General features: G+C 45.8%; 15 protein-coding genes, 1 other RNA gene and 2 pseudogenes. All 18 read right to left on the reverse strand.

The features are described from left to right. Positions 1-136 precede the first annotated feature (136 nt). Positions 137-1,285, reverse strand: coding sequence for a cell division protein FtsZ (ftsZ, locus tag AB1797_00915; protein MEW5766176.1), 1,149 nt, complete (start codon positions 1,283-1,285; stop codon positions 137-139). Positions 1,286-1,657: 372 nt separating this feature from the next. Then, on the reverse strand, positions 1,658-2,893 hold the full coding sequence (gene ftsA / locus AB1797_00920; GenBank protein MEW5766177.1) for a cell division protein FtsA: 1,236 nt from the start codon (positions 2,891-2,893) through the stop codon (positions 1,658-1,660). A 17-nt stretch (positions 2,894-2,910) separates the two neighbouring features. Next, positions 2,911-3,837: a cell division protein FtsQ/DivIB gene (locus tag AB1797_00925; protein MEW5766178.1), complete on the reverse strand. Its 927-nt coding sequence runs from the start codon at positions 3,835-3,837 to the stop codon at positions 2,911-2,913. Continuing rightward, positions 3,834-4,838, reverse strand: a complete 1,005-nt coding sequence (gene murB / locus AB1797_00930) for a UDP-N-acetylmuramate dehydrogenase (GenBank protein ID MEW5766179.1) — start codon at positions 4,836-4,838, stop codon at positions 3,834-3,836. Before murB ends, AB1797_00925 begins: the two co-directional genes overlap by 4 nt. Before the next feature lie 3 nt (positions 4,839-4,841). Continuing rightward, positions 4,842-6,269, reverse strand: coding sequence for a UDP-N-acetylmuramate--L-alanine ligase (gene murC, locus AB1797_00935; protein ID MEW5766180.1), 1,428 nt, complete (start codon positions 6,267-6,269; stop codon positions 4,842-4,844). Beyond that, a complete protein-coding gene (locus AB1797_00940; GenBank protein ID MEW5766181.1) occupies positions 6,262-7,443 on the reverse strand; it encodes a putative peptidoglycan glycosyltransferase FtsW in 1,182 nt (393 codons plus the stop codon). Before AB1797_00940 ends, murC begins: the two co-directional genes overlap by 8 nt. Positions 7,444-7,537: 94 nt before the next feature. Then, positions 7,538-8,605 (reverse strand): phospho-N-acetylmuramoyl-pentapeptide-transferase, encoded by a 1,068-nt coding sequence (mraY, locus tag AB1797_00945; protein ID MEW5766182.1) that lies wholly within the window; start codon positions 8,603-8,605, stop codon positions 7,538-7,540. Positions 8,606-8,615: 10 nt separating this feature from the next. Further along, positions 8,616-10,058 carry a UDP-N-acetylmuramoyl-L-alanyl-D-glutamate--2,6-diaminopimelate ligase gene (locus AB1797_00950; GenBank protein ID MEW5766183.1) on the reverse strand — a complete coding sequence of 481 codons (1,443 nt, stop codon included), beginning with the start codon at positions 10,056-10,058 and terminating at the stop codon, positions 8,616-8,618. 30 nt (positions 10,059-10,088) lie between these two features. Continuing rightward, positions 10,089-10,514, reverse strand: coding sequence for a hypothetical protein (locus AB1797_00955; protein ID MEW5766184.1), 426 nt, complete (start codon positions 10,512-10,514; stop codon positions 10,089-10,091). Positions 10,515-10,540: 26 nt separating this feature from the next. Beyond that, a complete protein-coding gene (locus tag AB1797_00960) occupies positions 10,541-10,870 on the reverse strand; it encodes a septum formation initiator family protein (GenBank protein ID MEW5766185.1) in 330 nt (109 codons plus the stop codon). Positions 10,871-10,952: 82 nt separating this feature from the next. Further along, entirely contained in the window at positions 10,953-11,873 is a 921-nt protein-coding gene (gene rsmH, locus AB1797_00965; GenBank protein ID MEW5766186.1) for a 16S rRNA (cytosine(1402)-N(4))-methyltransferase RsmH, read from the reverse strand. 22 nt (positions 11,874-11,895) lie between these two features. Continuing rightward, positions 11,896-12,345: a division/cell wall cluster transcriptional repressor MraZ gene (locus AB1797_00970; protein ID MEW5766187.1), complete on the reverse strand. Its 450-nt coding sequence runs from the start codon at positions 12,343-12,345 to the stop codon at positions 11,896-11,898. A gap of 400 nt (positions 12,346-12,745) precedes the next feature. After that, positions 12,746-13,257, reverse strand: an RNA gene (gene rnpB, locus AB1797_00975) — RNase P RNA component class A. 261 nt (positions 13,258-13,518) lie between these two features. Beyond that, positions 13,519-14,457: a UDP-glucuronic acid decarboxylase family protein gene (locus AB1797_00980; protein ID MEW5766188.1), complete on the reverse strand. Its 939-nt coding sequence runs from the start codon at positions 14,455-14,457 to the stop codon at positions 13,519-13,521. A 380-nt stretch (positions 14,458-14,837) separates the two neighbouring features. Next, on the reverse strand, positions 14,838-15,824 hold the full coding sequence (locus AB1797_00985) for an Rpn family recombination-promoting nuclease/putative transposase (protein MEW5766189.1): 987 nt from the start codon (positions 15,822-15,824) through the stop codon (positions 14,838-14,840). Positions 15,825-16,211: 387 nt separating this feature from the next. Further along, positions 16,212-16,313: pseudogene (locus AB1797_00990) on the reverse strand (GxxExxY protein). A 259-nt stretch (positions 16,314-16,572) separates the two neighbouring features. After that, positions 16,573-17,595, reverse strand: a complete 1,023-nt coding sequence (locus tag AB1797_00995; protein MEW5766190.1) for an Rpn family recombination-promoting nuclease/putative transposase — start codon at positions 17,593-17,595, stop codon at positions 16,573-16,575. A gap of 382 nt (positions 17,596-17,977) precedes the next feature. After that, positions 17,978-18,088, reverse strand: a pseudogene (locus AB1797_01000) (GxxExxY protein). Positions 18,089-18,243 lie beyond the last annotated feature (155 nt).

The raw sequence follows: 18,243 nt of genomic DNA on the forward strand, positions 1-18,243 counted from the left end.
CCGTGTCTCTGTGTCTCTGTGGTGAACGATTACCTTTTCTGAAGAGGTGCGCCGGCATAAAAAAGGCCCCTGGAATGATCCAGGGGCCTTTAGCTATACCCCCCCAATGACGGGGAGACGGGAAAGCTGGGTGATTCTAATCGACATGGCGGCGCAGGAAGGCAGGAATAGCATAGGGATCGTCCGCCGGGACTTGGCCTTCAGGGTAATAGCCCCTATCTCCCACCCCCACTTTTTCTGCCTCGGCCATACTTTTTGCTTTTCTGAAACTTTGCATATCTCTTACTTTCTCATCAGCCTGGACTGGCTCGGCCGCACTGACCCTGGTTCCGAAACCGGTAGCCACCACGGTAATACTTACTTCTTCTTTCATAGCCTCATCAGTTACTGTCCCAAAGATGACATTGGCCTCATTATCCGCCTTTTCCGTAATCAGATTAGCGGCTTCATCTACTTCGGAAATCATCATATCCCTTCCCCCGGTGATATTGATCAAGATTCCTCTGGCGCCCTCAATAGAGTTTGACTCCAGGAAAGGTGAGGAGATGGCTGCCTGAGCCGCATCAATAGCCCTATTTTCTCCGCTAGCCACCCCGATTCCCATTAAGGCATTCCCTTGAGCGGTCATTACTGCTTTGACATCCGCAAAATCTAAGTTGATTAATCCGGGAATAGTGATCAGGTCTGCAATGCCCTGGATACCCTGCCTGAGGACATCATCCGCTGCCCGGAAGGCATCAATGATAGAGGTTCTTTTTTCCACTACCGAAAGAATTTTCTGATTGGGAATGGTGATTAAGGTATCCACCCGCTCGATTAATTCTTTCAAACCTACCTCCGCCTGTTTAGCCCGCTTAGGTCCTTCAAAATTAAAGGGTCGGGTGACTACGCCTACTGTCAAAGCCCCTACCTCACGGGCTATATCAGCCACGATAGGCGAAGCGCCCGTTCCGGTTCCACCACCCATACCGGCCGTGATAAAGATCATATCTGCTCCATCCAGGAGTCCATAAATAGTATCTTTATCCTCCAAGGCCGCCTTTTGCCCGACCTCTGGATTGCCGCCTGCTCCAAGTCCCCGGGTCAATTTACTACCCACGGCTATCTTGTAAGGGACATCCACCGCCTCCAAAGCCTGACTGTCAGTATTAACCACGATAAAGTCTATCCCGTCGTGCTTCATCTTAGAAGACAACATACGGACGACCGCGTTCGTCCCTCCACCTCCGATACCAATAACTTTAATCTTGGTCGGATGTTTTACCTCATTTTCGAATTCTAACATCTTTCTTTTTACTCCTTCCTAAAAAGCATCTAGCGGTGTAGTGGTGACACCACGCCAGCTCGGCGAAAGTTCCTGAACGGTTTCAGCCGGGTTCGAGGATTCGAGGAACTTACACCGTGTTATACTACTACCCCTTTCCCGGTTCAAGGGTTAGGCTTTAAGGCCCCTTCCTTAAGACCTAACTCTTGACCCTCTTACATTTTTTGGTCAAAAAGCCCTCCCCTAACTCTCAGGTAATCGATTATCGGTGATCAGGCTATCGGTAAGGAGAAAGCCGTAATCTATCATCACTGATTACCGGTTACTGATTACCGATTACTGGATGCCTGAGTAGTTACTAACCGGATTATATTAGGATGGTCACCTCCTTTGCTAAAACATCTCTCCAACCCATTCCTTCATTCGGCTGAAGATATCCTTAAACAGATTTCCCCCGATAAATCTTACCCCCTTTCCCGCTATTCTATCATTAGCCCCATATAAAACCAGACCTACGCCGGTAGCATATTGGGGTGTAGCTACAATATCCACCAGTCCCTTTATTCCCCGGGGGATACCTATCCTTACCGGCAGATCGAATATCCGTTCGGCTAACTCCCTGGTCGATCCCAGTTGAGACGCGCCTCCAGTAAGAACAACCCCGGTGGTAATCTGTTTTTCATAGCCGGTCCTCCTGATCTCGCGGTTGACCAATTCAAAAATTTCTTCCATCCTGGGTTGAATAATCTCAGCTAATACCTGTTTAGGTAAGGTCCGAGCCTTTCTCTCTCCCACGCTGGGCACTTCCAAGGTCTCCTCTCCGGAGATACTCGAGGCCAGACAGGAACCGTGGGCAATCTTTATTCGCTCTGCTTCGGCCACAGGGGTCCTGAGTCCCATTGAGATGTCGTGAGTAACATAGTTTCCTCCCAGGGTTATCACCTCGGTATGTCTTACACTCCCTTCGACAAATACAATGATATCGGTTGTCCCCCCCCCGATATCCACCAGAACTACCCCTAATTCCTTTTCATCTTCATCCAGAACAGCCTGACTGGCCGCCAGGGGAGCCAGGACAATATCATCTACGACAAATTCAGCCTGATTTACTGCTTTGACGATGTTTTGGGCTGAGGCGACGGCGCCGGTGACAATATAAATCTCAGCTTCAAGCCTAGTTCCGGACAGACCTATCGGGTCCTTTATCCCATTCTGACTATCAATGATATACTGCTGAGGCAAAATATGAATTACTTCCCGGTCAGGGGGAATAGCTACCGCCTTAGCGGCATCTATCACCCGGTCAACATCACTCCGAGTTACATCACCCCGTCTGGAAGATATAGCAATAACTCCATGTGAATTGAGTCCCTTGATGTGACCACCGGCAATGCCGACATAAACAGAACCTACATCTACACCGGCCATAAGTTCCGCCTCTGATACAGCCTGCCCAATGGAATGGGTGGTTGATTCCAGGTCTATGACCACCCCTTTCCTTATGCCCCGCGAAGGAGCGCTGCCTACCCCTACGATCTCTACCTCGTTTTTTTCACCTATCTCACCAATGACCGTACATATCTTTGTTGTTCCGATGTCCACGCCTACAATCATATCACCTTTCGCCATTTACCTCACCTACTTTCTTAGAGGTCAGAAGCCAGAATCTGTCCTCTCTCCTCGGTCGTCTGCCCTTTGTCTTCTGTATTCTGTCCTCTGTCTTCTGTATCTCCCTCGGCTGACTTTTTCATAACTATATTCTTAAACCTGAGATCAATATACTCCATCCTTTCCTCTCTCTCCCGAAGATACTTAAGAAGGGCTTTAAGCCGACGAAGTTTCTTACCTTCTGCCTGATCAGGAGAGCCAAAACGAATCTGAATAGCCTGTCCTATGGTATAGCCGATGATACCTTTTGGTTTCTCTATATTAAATTCAGCTATCTGAGGGGAAAGGTCAATTTCCGGGTCTCTGAGCTGATCGATGATAGTTAAAACTTCCCTTACGGCCGGGGCCTTCAAGGGCTGGCCCAGTTCACATCCTTCAAACTTCAGGCCGGTAATGAAAGGTAAATCGTAGTCCTTACAGGAATCCAAATCAAAGATAACCCCCTGGTTATCTATACCTAAAAATCGGCTCATTTCCGGAATAGGGATAATGGCCTGCGGCTCTCTTTCTTTAACTATTATTTTTATCGTGTTAGGTAGTTGTCGTTTAATCTCAATATCGCTTACGCCTGGTTCGCGGCTCAGATAGTCAGCTAAATCCTTCAAATCAAGTTGAAAGATATTGGGATGAATAGTCCGGTAATGATTAAGACAATACAGGTTGAATCCATTTTGGATTCTATCTTTACGGGCATTCTCTTTAGCTTCAATTATAGGGGTATCAACCGCCAGTTGAGGCGAGGTGGCAATAAAATAATAAGTCCCGGCCAAAGTCGCCCCGGTAAGACCGAGGATAAGAATGACCTTAACTACCCCCCAGTTTATCTTTCTTGGCTTAACTTTTCTTCTGGTTTTTCTTTTAGGAATACGCTGCCTCTCCAGTCGGGGACGGCTAGATAACTTCATATGACGGCCTCCTGTCGCTGATCACCGAGACCCTCCTCCCCCACGACCGTGATTTCCAGATCAAGGTCGATCCCCGAATAATCTTTAACCCGGGATTTAATTATTTTTATCAATTTTAAGACATCAGCCGCGGTAGCTTTGCCTATGTTCTGAATAAAATTGGCGTGTTTATCGGACACCTTTGCCTGGCCGACACAAGATCCTTTCAAGCCGGCCTTCTCGATCAATGCCCCGGCATAATTACCTGGCGGATTCAAAAAGATACAACCAGCATTACGTCCCGATAAGGGCTGGGCCGCTTTTTTTCTGGCCAATAATTCATGCATCTGTCTTTTAATCTTTGATGGCTCTCCATAAGATAATTCCAGACCTACTTCCAGGACGATTCCTTCTTTCAACCCATGTCGATAAGTAAAATTTATGTCTTCGGCTAAGATAAGTTTCTCTTCTCCCGCCGGGGAAGCTACCCTAACCCATTTGATAAGCTCCCCGATACTTTTGCCAAAGGCAGAGGCATTAAGCTTAACGGCTCCACCGATTCTACCCGGAATACCGGCTGTAAATTCGAGGCCGCTTAAACCGGCCGTGGCCGCCTCCCGGCTCAGTCGGGGAAGAGAAACGCCTGCACCAACTTTTATGATTTCGGATTTTTCATTCCGCCTTTCGCCCTTATCCCTTCCCCTGATGTCTATCTTATTAAAGAAGCCAGTTGGACGAAGAGTAAGCCCCCTTATCCCCCCGTCCCTGACTAAGAGGTTTGTCCCTCCGCCAAGGATAAAGCCGGGAAGATTATGGTCTCTTATAAGCTCAAGGACATCTTTAAGCTCCGCCTCAGATTCTATCTCAACAAAAAAATCTGCCGGGCCACCGATCTTAAAGGAAGTATGGCGGCTCATCGGCTCATTGATCTTAAGCCGGAGGCCGACTATGGCCCGAAGCCTTTCAACCAATCTCGGATTTCGCACCCACTTCGTGGGTACCCAGGATTTCGGATCTTCCATTCCTCACTTCGCCACTGGCCATCCAGATTTTCCCATCCACATTCCGCAATCCGCCTTCCGCAATTCTTCTAATATCCTTTCCCCCACCATCCAGATGTCTCCGGCGCCCAGGGTGATTAAGATGTCGTTTGATTTGACCCGATCAAGGGCAGCCGTCACCATTTGTTCTGGATCAGAGATAAATTCAACTTCAGAATTAGGACTGCCTTGCTTGATCTTAGCGGCTATCATCTCTCCACTCACCCCCGGAATAGGCGTCTCCCCAGCCGCATAGATGTCATTTACCATCACCATATCCGCCTGCTCAAAGGCCTTTCCGAATTCTTCTGCTAAGCAGCGGCTTCGAGTATACCGGTGAGGCTGAAAGAGAACCAGCCTCCTTCTTTGTGGCCAGGCAATTTTAATGGAATTCAGGGTAGCCTTAATCTCCGTGGGATGATGGGCATAATCATCCAGGAGCAGGACTCCACCAATCTCAGCCTTGATTTGAAGACGTCTATCCACTCCCTGGTAGTTAGACATGCCCTCTTTTATCGTTTTGAAATCCAGTCCAAGTTCAAGTCCAACCGTTACCGCCGCCAGGGAATCCCGGATATAATGCAGCCCGGGAAGACTGATCTCTATTTGGCCTAAAACCTCAGCCGAGCGGGCCACCGTAAACCGGGAGAGAGTTCCCTCAAACTCAAAATCAAAGCCCCTGATCTCAGCTTCAGGATGGAGTCCATAGGTTATCACCGGCCTTTGAATGCGATCAAGAATAGAACATATATGCTCATCATCCAGACAGAGGATGGCACACCCGTAAAAAGGAACCTTGTTGATGAAATTCACAAAATTTTCTTTAATCTCAGCTAACCCCCCCTGATAGTAATCCAGATGTTCCGCATCGATGTTGGTGACTACGGCAATGATAGGGGAAAGTTTCAAAAAACTCCCGTCAGATTCATCAGCTTCTGCCACGAAAAATTTGCCGTTGCCATGTTTAGCGTGAGAAGCAATATTCTTAAACCGGCCGCCAATGACTATGGTGGGGTCAAGTCCACCGTTGGTTAGGACCGCTCCAATCATAGAGGTAGTGGTTGTCTTGCCATGGGCACCGGTAACGGCGATCCCATTTCGAAGGCGCATCAGTTCAGCCAACATCTCCGCCCTGGGGATAACCGGGATATGTTCCTCCTTAGCCCGCTTAACCTCTACATTTCCGTTGGTAATAGCCGAGGAAATAACCACTACGTCTTTATCTAAGACCAGTTCGGCTTTATGTCCTATGTGGATATCTCCACCCAAAGAGGAAAGTCTTCTGGTTATCTCGGTTTCTTTGAGGTCGGAACCACTAACCTCATACCCCAGAGAAAGCAAGACTTCAGCAATCCCGCTCATCCCGGCCCCACCTATACCTACTAAATGGATACGTTTTATCTTATCAAACATACCTGGTTTCCTTAGAGACATTCAGCAGTATCCCTACCCCAATCAAGGTAGAGACAAGGGAAGATCCGCCGTAGCTAATAAAGGGCATAGGTAAACCTGTCGTCGGCATCATTCCCGTGTTTACCGCGATATTAATGCTGGCTTGAAGAACGATAATAGTAGTTAACCCAAAGGCCAGTAAAGACCCGAACATATCTTTGCTCGTCAGCGCAATCTTGACTCCTATCCAAAGAAAGAGCAAAAAGAGAAGAAGGATAAACCCTGTTCCCAAAAATCCAAATTCTTCGGCAAGTATAGCAAAAATTGAGTCCGATTCCGGTACCGGCACAAAACCCAGTTTTTGTTGACTCCCTCCAGGTCCTTGCCCAGTAATTTTTCCATTACCTATCGCCGATATAAGCTGCTTCGGATGATACCTGCCTTCTTCAACAGATTCTATTATTTGCTCCACTTCGGAAGGAGGAAACCGCCATTCAACCACTTGGCGGATAATAGAAGAATCAGAGGGAAATTGGACCAGTATCCGCTTTAACTGATAGGGATAATTCCATATCGCTAATCCGCAGAAAAGCATAGCGCCGGTCAAAAGATATACTAAGTATCTCAACTTTACTCCGCCTACGGCTAAGAGAAGTAAAATAACGATTCCCATAAGAAGGCCCATCCCCAAATGAGGCTGCATACCGACTAACCCCACTACTATAACTAAGGGGATTAATAAAGGAAGAAATCCGCGTCTAAACTCTTTTATGACATTTTGTTTTCGTGAAATGAAATCGGCCATAAAAATAATTAAAATAAGCTTAATCATTTCAGCCGGTTGGAATCTAAGTTTTGTTAGAGGTATCTCAAACCATCTCTGGCTGCCGTTGATCCTTACCCCAAACCAGGGAGTCAGGGTAAGGCCCAACATAATGAGGCCTATCATTAATAAGGGTAAAGACCGCTTTTGAAATTCCCGGTAGGGAATACTACTGGCGATCATAAAGAGGGGGACGCTTCCTAACAGCCAACAAAATTGATGCCTTAGATAGTATGAACTGTCTCTATTTCCAATGGCGCTGGCCGAGTAGATCATTACCAGTCCAATACCCACTAAGGTAACCGTGACCAAAAACAGGACGGTCGTTGAGTGTAGATGGTTATCCTTTTTTAGCCACTTAGGGTAAAACATAGCCAGACCTCCCTCCGCAACCAAAGAATCCTCCATGCTCGAGCATCCAGCATCGAGCATCAAGCATCCAGGATCGAGTATCGAGCATCGAGCATCACCTAAGCTTAAGTGTGCTCAAGGAGAGCAGAGTAAATATCCCGGCCAGTATCCAAAACCGGACCACGATCCTGGGTTCCGGCCAGCCTTTTAATTCAAAGTGATGATGCAGCGGCGCCATCAACCAAATTCGTCTTCCTCGGAATTTATAAGATATTACCTGTAAGACAACCGACAGGGCTTCAACCACGAACAATCCCCCAATGATAATAAGCAGCATCTCGTGTCTGGTCAGGACAGCCACTGTGCCTAATGCCCCTCCCAGGGCTAAGGATCCCGTATCGCCCATGAACACCTGGGCGGGGTAGGTGTTGAACCAGAGGAACCCTAAGCCGGCGCCAATAAGGGCGCCCAGATAGACGGTCAATTCACCCGTTCCACTCAGGTAGGTCAGCTTTAGGTAGTGAGAAAAATTATAATGGCCGGTTACATAAGCAATTCCAGTATAAGCGATAGCGGCAAAAATAACCGCCCCAATGGCCAGGCCGTCCAGACCATCGGTTAAATTTACCGCATTACTGGCGCCCATAATAACCAGAATAACAAAAGGGATATAAAACCAGCCTAAGTTAATCGGCGGTTTATCAAAGAAAGGGACAGCCAGTTGAGTGCTATATTCCGGCCCCCCCACCGGATTAAGATAAAGATAGCCCGCTAAAATAGCCGCTATCAGAAATTGGCCGATTAATTTATATCGGGCCACTAACCCCTCCGGCTTGCGTCGAACCATCTTTAGATAATCATCCACCAGACCTAACCCGCCGAACCCCATCGTAACGCCAAAGATGATAAGGGTAAATCGGTTGTCCCATCTGGCCCAAAGTAAGGTTGACACCAGCAGGGCAAAAAGGATGATTATTCCCCCCATGGTTGGGGTAGCCGCCTTATAGCCGTGATTTTTAAGATATTTCTCTCTAACTACCTGGGTGATCTTGAGCGCCTTGAGCTTCCTTATCACCCACGGTCCCAGGAGAAAGACAATCACTAGAGCGCTTATGGTCGCATAGGCCGTTCTGAAGGTGATATATCTGAACAACCTGAAGATAGAAGTAACCGTATCAGGCACATAAAGCCATTCATAAAAAAGATGATAGAACACCTCTTGCTACCTCGCCATCATCAAAGGATATAATTTGATCTCCCATGATTTGATAATCCTCGTGTCCTTTACCGGCAATAAGAACCAGATCGCCTGGCCCGGCTTCCTGCAAGGCCTGGAAAATGGCCTCTTTTCTGTCTACAATCACCCTGTAATTATTATGTTGATTAAAACCGCTTTTTATTTGACGGATAATTTCAAGCGGGTCTTCAGACCTGGGATTATCAGAGGTGATAATCACATAATCACTCAGTTCCCGGGCTACCTTACCCATTAGCGGACGTTTTCCGGTATCCCTATCTCCTCCACAGCCAAAGAGGGTAATAATTCGGGCCGGATTAAGATCCCTGGCTGATAGGAGGACGGACCGCAAGGCCTCCGGCGTATGGGCATAGTCGATGATCACTTGGAAAGGTTGGCCTGCCTCAATCGCTTCAAATCTCCCTTTAACTTGATCAAGGGCGGCAATCCCCGGCTTAATATCTTTGATGTCAAGGCCCAAAGCCGCTCCTGTGGCTATGGCGGCCAAGGCATTATAGACATTGTGCCGGCCGGCCAGCTTCATCTCGATTCGCTCTCCAATGGCCGTGAAGGACAGGCCTCCCCTCCCCGAAGTAATTTCTGAGGCGGTTATATCAGCCTTTTCAGAAAGCCCGTAGGTAATAACCCGGCTGGGTATAGCGGCTATCAGTTTCCTTCCCCAGGGATCGTCAATATTAATTACGGCGTATTTATCCCGCCGTAAGGTTGTAAAGAGTTGGCTTTTTGCTTCAAAATAAGAAGAGGCTGTAAGGTGAAAATCGAGGTGATCCTGACTAAGGTTAGTGAAAACAGCTACATCAAAATCGCAGCCCACCACCCGTGAAAGAGAGAGGGCATGCGAGGAAACTTCCATAACCAGATAGGAAAAGCCCCCTTCAACCATCCCGGCCATATATGCTTGAAGATTTATGGCCTCCGGGGTAGTATGAGTCGCCTTAATCTCCCTGTCTCCTGTAGAATATCCAATAGTAGCGATGCGTCCTACCTTCTCCCCTCGAGCCTTGAGCACGGATTCAATCAGATAAGTAGTCGTGGTCTTTCCATTAGTCCCGGTGATGCCAATGAGCTTTAGCTTGGTGGATGGATAATCATAAAATTTAGCGGCGACCGCCGCGGCGGCTTTTCTTGAATCTTTAACTCGAAGGAGAGTAAATCCCCTTTCTCGGGGAACACGGTCTTCTATTAAAGCCGCTACTGCCCCTTTATGTTTAGCTTCAGAAAGAAAGCTATGACCATCATATTTAAATCCCTTTATACATATAAACAGAAATCCTTTCTGAACCTCATTGGAATGGCAGCTTATCCCACTGATTTCAATATCCAGGTTGCCGACGGCTTCCTCTACCGGCAGGTCAACTACCAAATCTCTTAACCTCATTACCCCTCCCCGGAAAAGAGAAAAACTTTTTCACTCGATATTATTGGCCCCTATTTTTATCTGAGTTCTTATCCGACTAATATGATTCACCACCCACACCCTTGTATCCTTGGCCCATTTAGCCAGAACAGCTAAATACTTGCTCTCTCCCTCTACTAATTCGATATCTCCGGCCGGGAGATTGTCCTTCGGCTCCGGTAAAGTAATAACCTGGGCCAACCGCATTTCTAAGCCTATATTCTTAATGTCCCCATCCTGGAAAATCTTCTCTGGTGAGACAAGGCAAGATTTTTCTGTGGCATAACTCCTGGCCTCATTTTCCAGATATCTTCTTTCATTCTCCAATTCAATTATCCGATATCCCAGCCTGGTTACTTGGTTTTTCTGCCAAGACTGGCTAAAGCTCATTAGCAGAAAAAGAATGGCTAAGGCGAGATATGATTTTGGTGCGTTCATCCTTGATAATTTTTCTCCCAGAGTAATTATGAACTTTCCTTACCTCCTTTTATTCGAGATCTATCAACTATTTTCAAGTCACCTGAGTCTAAAGAAGGTAAAAGAATAGTCCTGGTTGATTCAGGGCCGAGTAACCCTAAACGGTGCTTTGCAATTGCCTCGATTCTGGCTAAAGATCTCAACCGGGCTAAATCGGCTTTAGCCCGAGAATTAATTTGCTGCAACAAATCCTTTTCGTCTTTTAAGCCGGCTATTTGGTAGCCTAAGGAAATTATTTGAATCTGCTGCCAGACATGGGCAAAAATTAAAACAAAAATGATTACGAGAAATATCAAATAAAGAGGACCAAATCTCAAGGTTGTCCCCCCCTTTCTTGCTGGGATGAAAGGTTTGATCTCTGGCAGGTTAAAACTATAAGGAGGAGTTACTACCGCTCGGCTATTGGCTCCTTACCTCCACCGCTCTCAGTTTGGCGCTCCGGGAACGAGGGTTATTCTTTATCTCAAGCTCAGAAGGCCTGGCCGGCTTGACGGTCAAGACAGCCGCCCAATTTTGCCTTGCCCAGTCCTTAAAGGTATGCTTAACGATCCGGTCTTCCAGACTCTGAAAAGAAATAACGACCACTCTTCCTCCCGGGCCCAAAACGCCGGGAACTTGATTCAGGAATTCCTTCAGGGCTTCCAACTCATCGTTTACAGCTATTCTTAAGGCTTGAAAGGTCCGCGTGGCCGGATGAATCCTGGCTCTTCGTCGAAAAGTTACGACCGTAGTAATAAGCTCAACCAGACGTGAAACAGAAGTGATTCTTCCTTCCCGTCTACGATTTAGAACAATTAGCTTAGCAATTCTTTTGGCTGCCTTCTCTTCTCCGTATTTTTTGAAAATACCAGCTAATTCATCTTCTTTTAGGTCATTGACTAAATCAGCCGCCGTAAGTTGATTCCGGCTATTCATCCTCATATCCAGAGAACCGTCACGCTGAAAAGAAAAGCCTCGTCTCGGATCTTCTAATTGGTATGAGGAAACCCCCAGGTCGGCGGTAATGCCCCTTATTCGACCTGAAAACCCCTCTCCGGTCAAAATAGACTTAAGATGTCTGAAATTACCATGAACTAATTTAACCCTGTCTTTATATGGGGCCAATCTGAGCCTGGCCCTTTCCAGCACGGCTTCGTCCTGATCCAGGCCAATGACATACCCGCCCGCCTTCAGGATGGCCTCCGTATGTCCCCCTTCACCTACCGTAGCGTCTACTATATATCCCCTATTATTATCGGCTTCCACTTTAAGAAACTTTAAAACCTCTTCGACCATAACCGGTTGGTGGATGGGAGTCATCTGAGTAGTTACATTTACCATTCGCCATTTATTTATTTATTTATTACTCACCCGTTTCTGCCATCTTACATTTCTTCCTGGCCTCTAATCTAAGCCTCCGCTGTTTATCATAATTTTCCCATACCTTGATCGCCCATATTTCAATCCTATCGGGGAGGCCAACAATAAGGATATCTTTTTTTATTTGGGCTAAGTCTATTAGATGTTGAGGGATAGATAAACGGCCTTGCTTTTCGCTGAGGGTACATTCAGCGGCGTTGTAATACCGGGTTCGAATGAAGTCTCGATCATCTTCATTCCCATCGAAAGATCTTTCGGCTTCGAGTTTTTTTTCTAACTCATCCCAGCGATGTTTGGTAAAGAGGTAGAGAGACCCGTCTTCTTCATTAAAGGTAAGGAAAAACTCATTAGTACCGGCACTCTTACGGAGCTTTGAAGGCATTATAAATCTACCTTTATCGTCAAGAGTATGCCGATAATTGCCTATAAACATTGAGCCTTGGCCTCTCTTCTATCGGGTGGGTGTAAAATTACCACAGTGGCAAACTTGTTGGGTATCAAAAAAGTTCTTGACAACTGAGTTAAAATATGCTAAAGTAAATGTTTAATAATGGGGGGAAGACAGGATAAGATACTAATTGTTAGCGATATTAACTCTAAATAATATAAGATGTTATTTTAACATGTGCCCTATCGTTCCTCTATCGTTCCCTTCTGTTACATTTTAGCCCATTTTCGTCCCAAATGTCAAGGAAAAAAAGTGCTTCTGGGCTAAAAAAATCATATACAATAAATCATATACAATTTATAGTGGTTCGATAGAAGGATAGCCCAATATTTAGTGGTGGCAGATTTAGTTGGAAGGAAAGAAGAGAAGAAAAAAAAAGGAGATTTAGGCAAGCAGACCGTAAGCCGAGTTCTGTATCCTGCTGTCCGAAGTATAGTTGCCTGCGAGGGTCACTATATTTCAGGGTCACAGGTTGGTGATCATCCATCTGGGGTAGATGTTGCCATCTACCTCAAGCGACCAACCCGGGAGAATGGCGGGCTACCATCAAGGAAGGGCTGATGTAGCCATCAGCTCCCTTAGCTCCCCTATTAGGTCTTTCTCCAGGTGGGGTTTACCAAGCCAGGGAGTCACCTCCCTGCTGGTGAGCTCTTACCTCGCCTTTTCACCTTTGCCCTTAGAAGTAGACAGTAGTCAGTAAACAGTAGTCAGTAGTAAACAGCCCATTCTCTACCCCCTACTGTCTACTGTCTACTGTCTACTTCCAGTAGGCCGTGTGTTTTCTGTGGCACTTTCCGTAGCCTCACGGCTCCTGGGTATTACCCAGCACCCTGCCCTGTGGAGCTCGGACTTTCCTCTCCTGCTGAAGCCAGCAGAAGCGATCACCTGGTCTACTTGCCCAAAGAAGTTTCGCGTTGGGGGTAGCCGCTGGCGGCTCGTCGTGTTTGGAGTTAAGCGGCTTGAGCGCCACTTTTTCAAGAGGCAGAATCCGCCTTCCGCCATCCGAAATCCGCCATCAACGGCTATTGCTTTGTCAAGTTAGTATTTGTAGGTAAAGTCTCTTTAGTTTAATTCGTATTTTCGTTGGCGAATTACCAAACCAACCTAATAAAGACATCGACAAAATATTCAACTTACTTTAATAAACTTGACAAGGTACTATTCTATGTCCTTTAAATAAGAATCAAAGTAATCAATGGTTGACTTGAGGCCTTCTTCTAGTGAGACTTGTGGTTCCCAACCCAGCAATTTTTTGGCCTGGTCAATATTAGGCCGCCTTACCCGGGGATCATCCTGGGGGAGTGGATTAAAGACAAGCCGGCTTTTGGCGCCGGTCAATTCCAGGATTTTCTCTGCAAATTGGAGGATACTCATTTCCGCCGGGTTCCCAAGGTTAACCGGCGCATGGATACCGCTGTTAATAAGCCGGTATATCCCTTCGATAAGATCCGAAACATAGCAAAAACTTCGGGTCTGGGAACCGTCTCCAAAGATGGTCAGGGGTTCGCCTTTTAAGGCCTGGCAAATAAAAGCCGGAACTACCCGGCCATCGTTTATCCGCATTCTGGGACCGTAAGTGTTAAATATCCTGACAATCCTGGTGTCTAATCCATGTGCCCGATGGTAGGCCATCACCAAGGCCTCGCCGTACCTCTTGGCTTCATCATAGACCCCACGCGGACCAATAGGGTTCACATTACCCCAGTAATCCTCTCCCTGGGGATTAACTAAGGGGTCTCCATATACCTCAGAGGTGGAAGCCAGTAAATAAGTGGCTCGTTTGGCCTCGGCCAAACCGAGGGTCTTATGCGTCCCTAAAGCGCCCACCTTCAGGGTTTGAATGGGAAGTCTCATATAGTCTATGGGGCTGGCCGGCGAAGCAAAGTGAATAACCAGATCAAGTTTTCCCTCAATCTCGATATATTCCGTCACATCATGTTTATGAAAAGTAAATCTTTCATTTTTAATGTGAGCGATATTAGCCATACTCCCGGTAATCAGGTTGTCCATCGCAATGACTTCATGCCCCTTTGAGAGCAAAAAATCACAAAGGTGAGAACCAAGAAACCCAGCCCCACCAGTAACAAGTATCCGCATTTATCTCCTCCTCTCCCTCATATCTTCTCAATATCTGGGCGAAGGTCCGTAATTAGGTAATCGGTAACAACTGATTACTGGTTACGCCTCACCGATAACCGATCACCTGGTTACCCCGATTTATTGAGAAGATACTCTTCCTCGATAAGCTTGTATTGTAAGCGTAGAGGTAACTACTACTCAGGTTGTTTAAACTGTAGGCTGAAGGCTGTTAGCTCTTACGCCTTGACCGAATCAGGAGCGCCTAAAAAAAACCTTCCTGGTTAGCACCATTTGATCACGCCCGATTCCCTCCTACAGCCTAAATACCTTAAAATAAAAATGTTACATTAGATCAGCCCTTTTTAAACCATGCCGGAAAACTGACCGGATGATATGGCTTACTTCATAATCAATTCAGCAAAATCCTCAAATTCTTCCAATGACTCTACTTCTATCCCTTTCCTGAGAAGAACCTTCAAGATGGAAGCATCTCTTATTTTATTTAATCTCTCCACAATTGACTGGGGAACAGCCTCAAAACGCCGATCAAGAATATCAAGGATTCCCTGCTGCAATCCCTGCTGCAATCCCTGCTGCAATCCCCGCTGCATACCTTCTTCTCTTAACACATCAGCTATGGTAGGCATGATCTCACCTCCTTTGTCCGGTAAGGCTTCATCTACCGCCGCCCTGACCTCTTCATAGGTAACATTAGGGGCAGCATTGAGTATGTATTTCAAAATGGTTTCAAGGTATTCCAGAGCAGTTCCCTTCTCAGAAAGATTCCTTAAAAGACTAAGTATTCCAGGAAGATGATCTGTTAAATCCTCTCTAAATATGTATTTTAAAATGAGCAGCGTCATCCGCAAGATGACCTTCCCCTTGATATCCTCATCATTGTACCCGGACGCATCCCAAAGCAGATACTGAAAATCAGGGATAAAGCAAGCCAGATCATTAGGATAGGCAAAAAGGTCTCTGAAATTTAACCCGGCCTGCCAGCTTCTATCTCCATGAGACAACACCAAAGGAATAATCACTGGAAATCCAGGCTTCCCTTCCTTCTTAAGCCCCATCTCCCAAATCTTCACCATATATCTGAGAAGATAAAAGGCCGTTAATGGTTCTTGAAAGCTCTTGTGCTCAAAAAGGATATACACATACCCCCCTGAACCGTCTTTGAGGTCTGCCTCGAAAAGCAGATCAGAAAAATACTCCTTCAGGTGTTTATCTATAAATGAATCCTTGGTGTATTCCAGGGAATCCAAGTCAAGCAGACTAACCACCTTATCAGGCAGATAATTCTGGAGAAATTCCCTGGCTGTATTCTTACGGGTAAAAACCTCTTTGAAGAATTTGTCGTGAGGATTAGTGATCTGTTCCATAAATAACCTGACTTCCTTACTGAAAACTGGCGCGTAGGCGAGGAAGAATTTACGGTGGCCTTCCAGTTCTAACCGAAGCAAATATCTTACCAATTGAAATATAGCATAGATGTTACTTTTTGTCAAATAGAATCTTAGAGCCTATCCCAAAACCTCGGACACCAGGCGTCTATAGTTTTCCGTCGGTTTCAGAAACCAGGTTTCTTGAAGAAACCTGGTTTCTATCGCCTTGGTTTTGGGATAGGCTCTAATTACAGGGTAGAACAGGAGGCAGACACCTCATCTATTTTTAGAGCTACTTGGCTTTTTTCGTAACCGTTCACCTCACCACGGAGACACAGAGACACTGAGAAAAATCTAAAGGACAAGTCTCTCTTAATGAGGTCTTTGTCGTTCAAGATTTAGACCACGCAAATTGAGTTCATGACAAAGGCATTCTTCGTAGGCTGACTCTAATAAGCCAGGGCCTAAATGCCTATAAACTTCATATTGCTGATCCGATTATTTGCTCTGTAAGCGCTTTTCTAAAATCATTCTCCGTGTCTCTGTGTCTCTGTGGTGAACGATTACAAAACATTTTCAGGAGAAACTTTACCTACAAATATTAACTTAACAAAGCACTGGTGAGTGGTAGCGTGGTATTTACCAGACCACCAGACCACCAGACCACCAATCACCAAAAGATAGAAATGTTACCTTAGATCAGCCCTTTTTAAACCATGCCGGAAAACTGACCGGATGATATGGTTTACTTCATAATCAACTCAGCAAAGTCCTCAAATTCTTTCAATGACTCTACTTCTATCCCCTTCCTGTGAAGAACCTTTAAGATGGAAGCATCTCTTATTTCATTTAATCTCTCCACAATTGACTGGGGAACAGCCTCAAAACGCCGATCAAGAATATCAAGGATTCCCTGCTGCAATCCCTGCTGCAATCCCTGCTGCAATCCCCGCTGCAATCCTTGCTGCAATCCCTGCTGCATTCCCTGCTGCATTCCTTCTTCTCTTAATACATCAGCTATGGTAGGCATGATCTCACCTCCTTTGTCCGGTAAGGCTTCATCTACCGCCGCCCTGACCTCTTCATAGGTAACATTAGGGGCAGCATTGAGTATGTATTTCAAAATGGTTTCAAGGTATTCCAGAGCAGTTCCCTTCTCAGAAAGATTCCTTAAAAGACTAAGTATTCCAGGAAGATGATCTGTTAAATCCTCTCTAAATATGTATTTTAAAATGAGCAGCGTCATCCGCAAGATGACCTTCCCCTTGATATCCTCATCATTGTACCCGGACGCATCCCAAAGCAGATACTGAAAATCAGGGATAAAGCAAGCCAGATCATTAGGATAGGCAAAAAGGTCTCTGAAATTTAACCCGGCCTGCCAGCTTCTATCTCCATGAGACAACACCAAAGGAATAATCACTGGAAATCCAGGCTTCCCTTCCTTCTTAAGCCCCATCTCCCAAATCTTCACCATATATCTGAGAAGATAAAAGGCCGTTAATGGTTCTTGAAAGCTCTTGTGCTCAAAAAGGATATACACATACCCCCCTGAACCGTCTTTGAGGTCTGCCTCGAAAAGCAGATCAGAAAAATACTCCTTCAGGTGTTTATCTATAAATGAATCCTTGGTGTATTCCAGGGAATCCAAGTCAAGCAGACTAACCACCTTATCAGGCAGATAATTCTGGAGAAATTCCCTGGCTGTATTCTTACGGGTAAAAACCTCTTTGAAGAATTTGTCGTGAGGATTAGTGATCTGTTCCATAAATAACCTGACTTCCTTACTGAAAACTGGCGCGTAGGCGAGGAAGAATTTACGGTGGCCTTCCAGTTCTAACCGAAGCAAATATCTTACCAATTGAAATATAGCATAGATGTTACTCTTTGTCAAATAGAATCTTAGAGTCTATCCCAAAACCTTGGACACCAGGCGTCTATAGTTTTCCGTCGGTTTCAGAAACCAGGTTTCTTGAAGAAACCTGGTTTCTATCGCCTTGGTTTTGGGATAGGCTCTAATTACAGGGTAGAACAGGAGGCAGACATCTCATCTATTTTTAGAGCTACTTGGCTTTTTTCGTAACCGTTCACCTCACCACGGAGACACAGAGACACTGAGAAAAATCTAAAGGACAAGTCTCTTAATGAGGTCTTTGTCGTTCAAGATTTAGACCACGCAAATTGAGTTCATGACAAAGGCATTCTTCGTAGGCTGACTCTAATAAGCCAGGGCCTAAATGCCTATAAACTTCATATTGCTGACCCGATTATTTGCTCTGTAAGTGCTTTTCTAACTTGCATTCCGCACTTGTAAAACAGGGTTATATGTGGTAAAATAGTAACGCATAGCCAGCAATAAACACAGCAATAAAGAAAGCAGAGGTCCTACCAATGATCAAAGCACTTAATGAAGTAG

It is taken from the genome of bacterium (assembly GCA_040753085.1).
In the GTDB taxonomy this organism is placed as follows: domain Bacteria; phylum UBA9089; class JASEGY01; order JASEGY01; family JASEGY01; genus JASEGY01.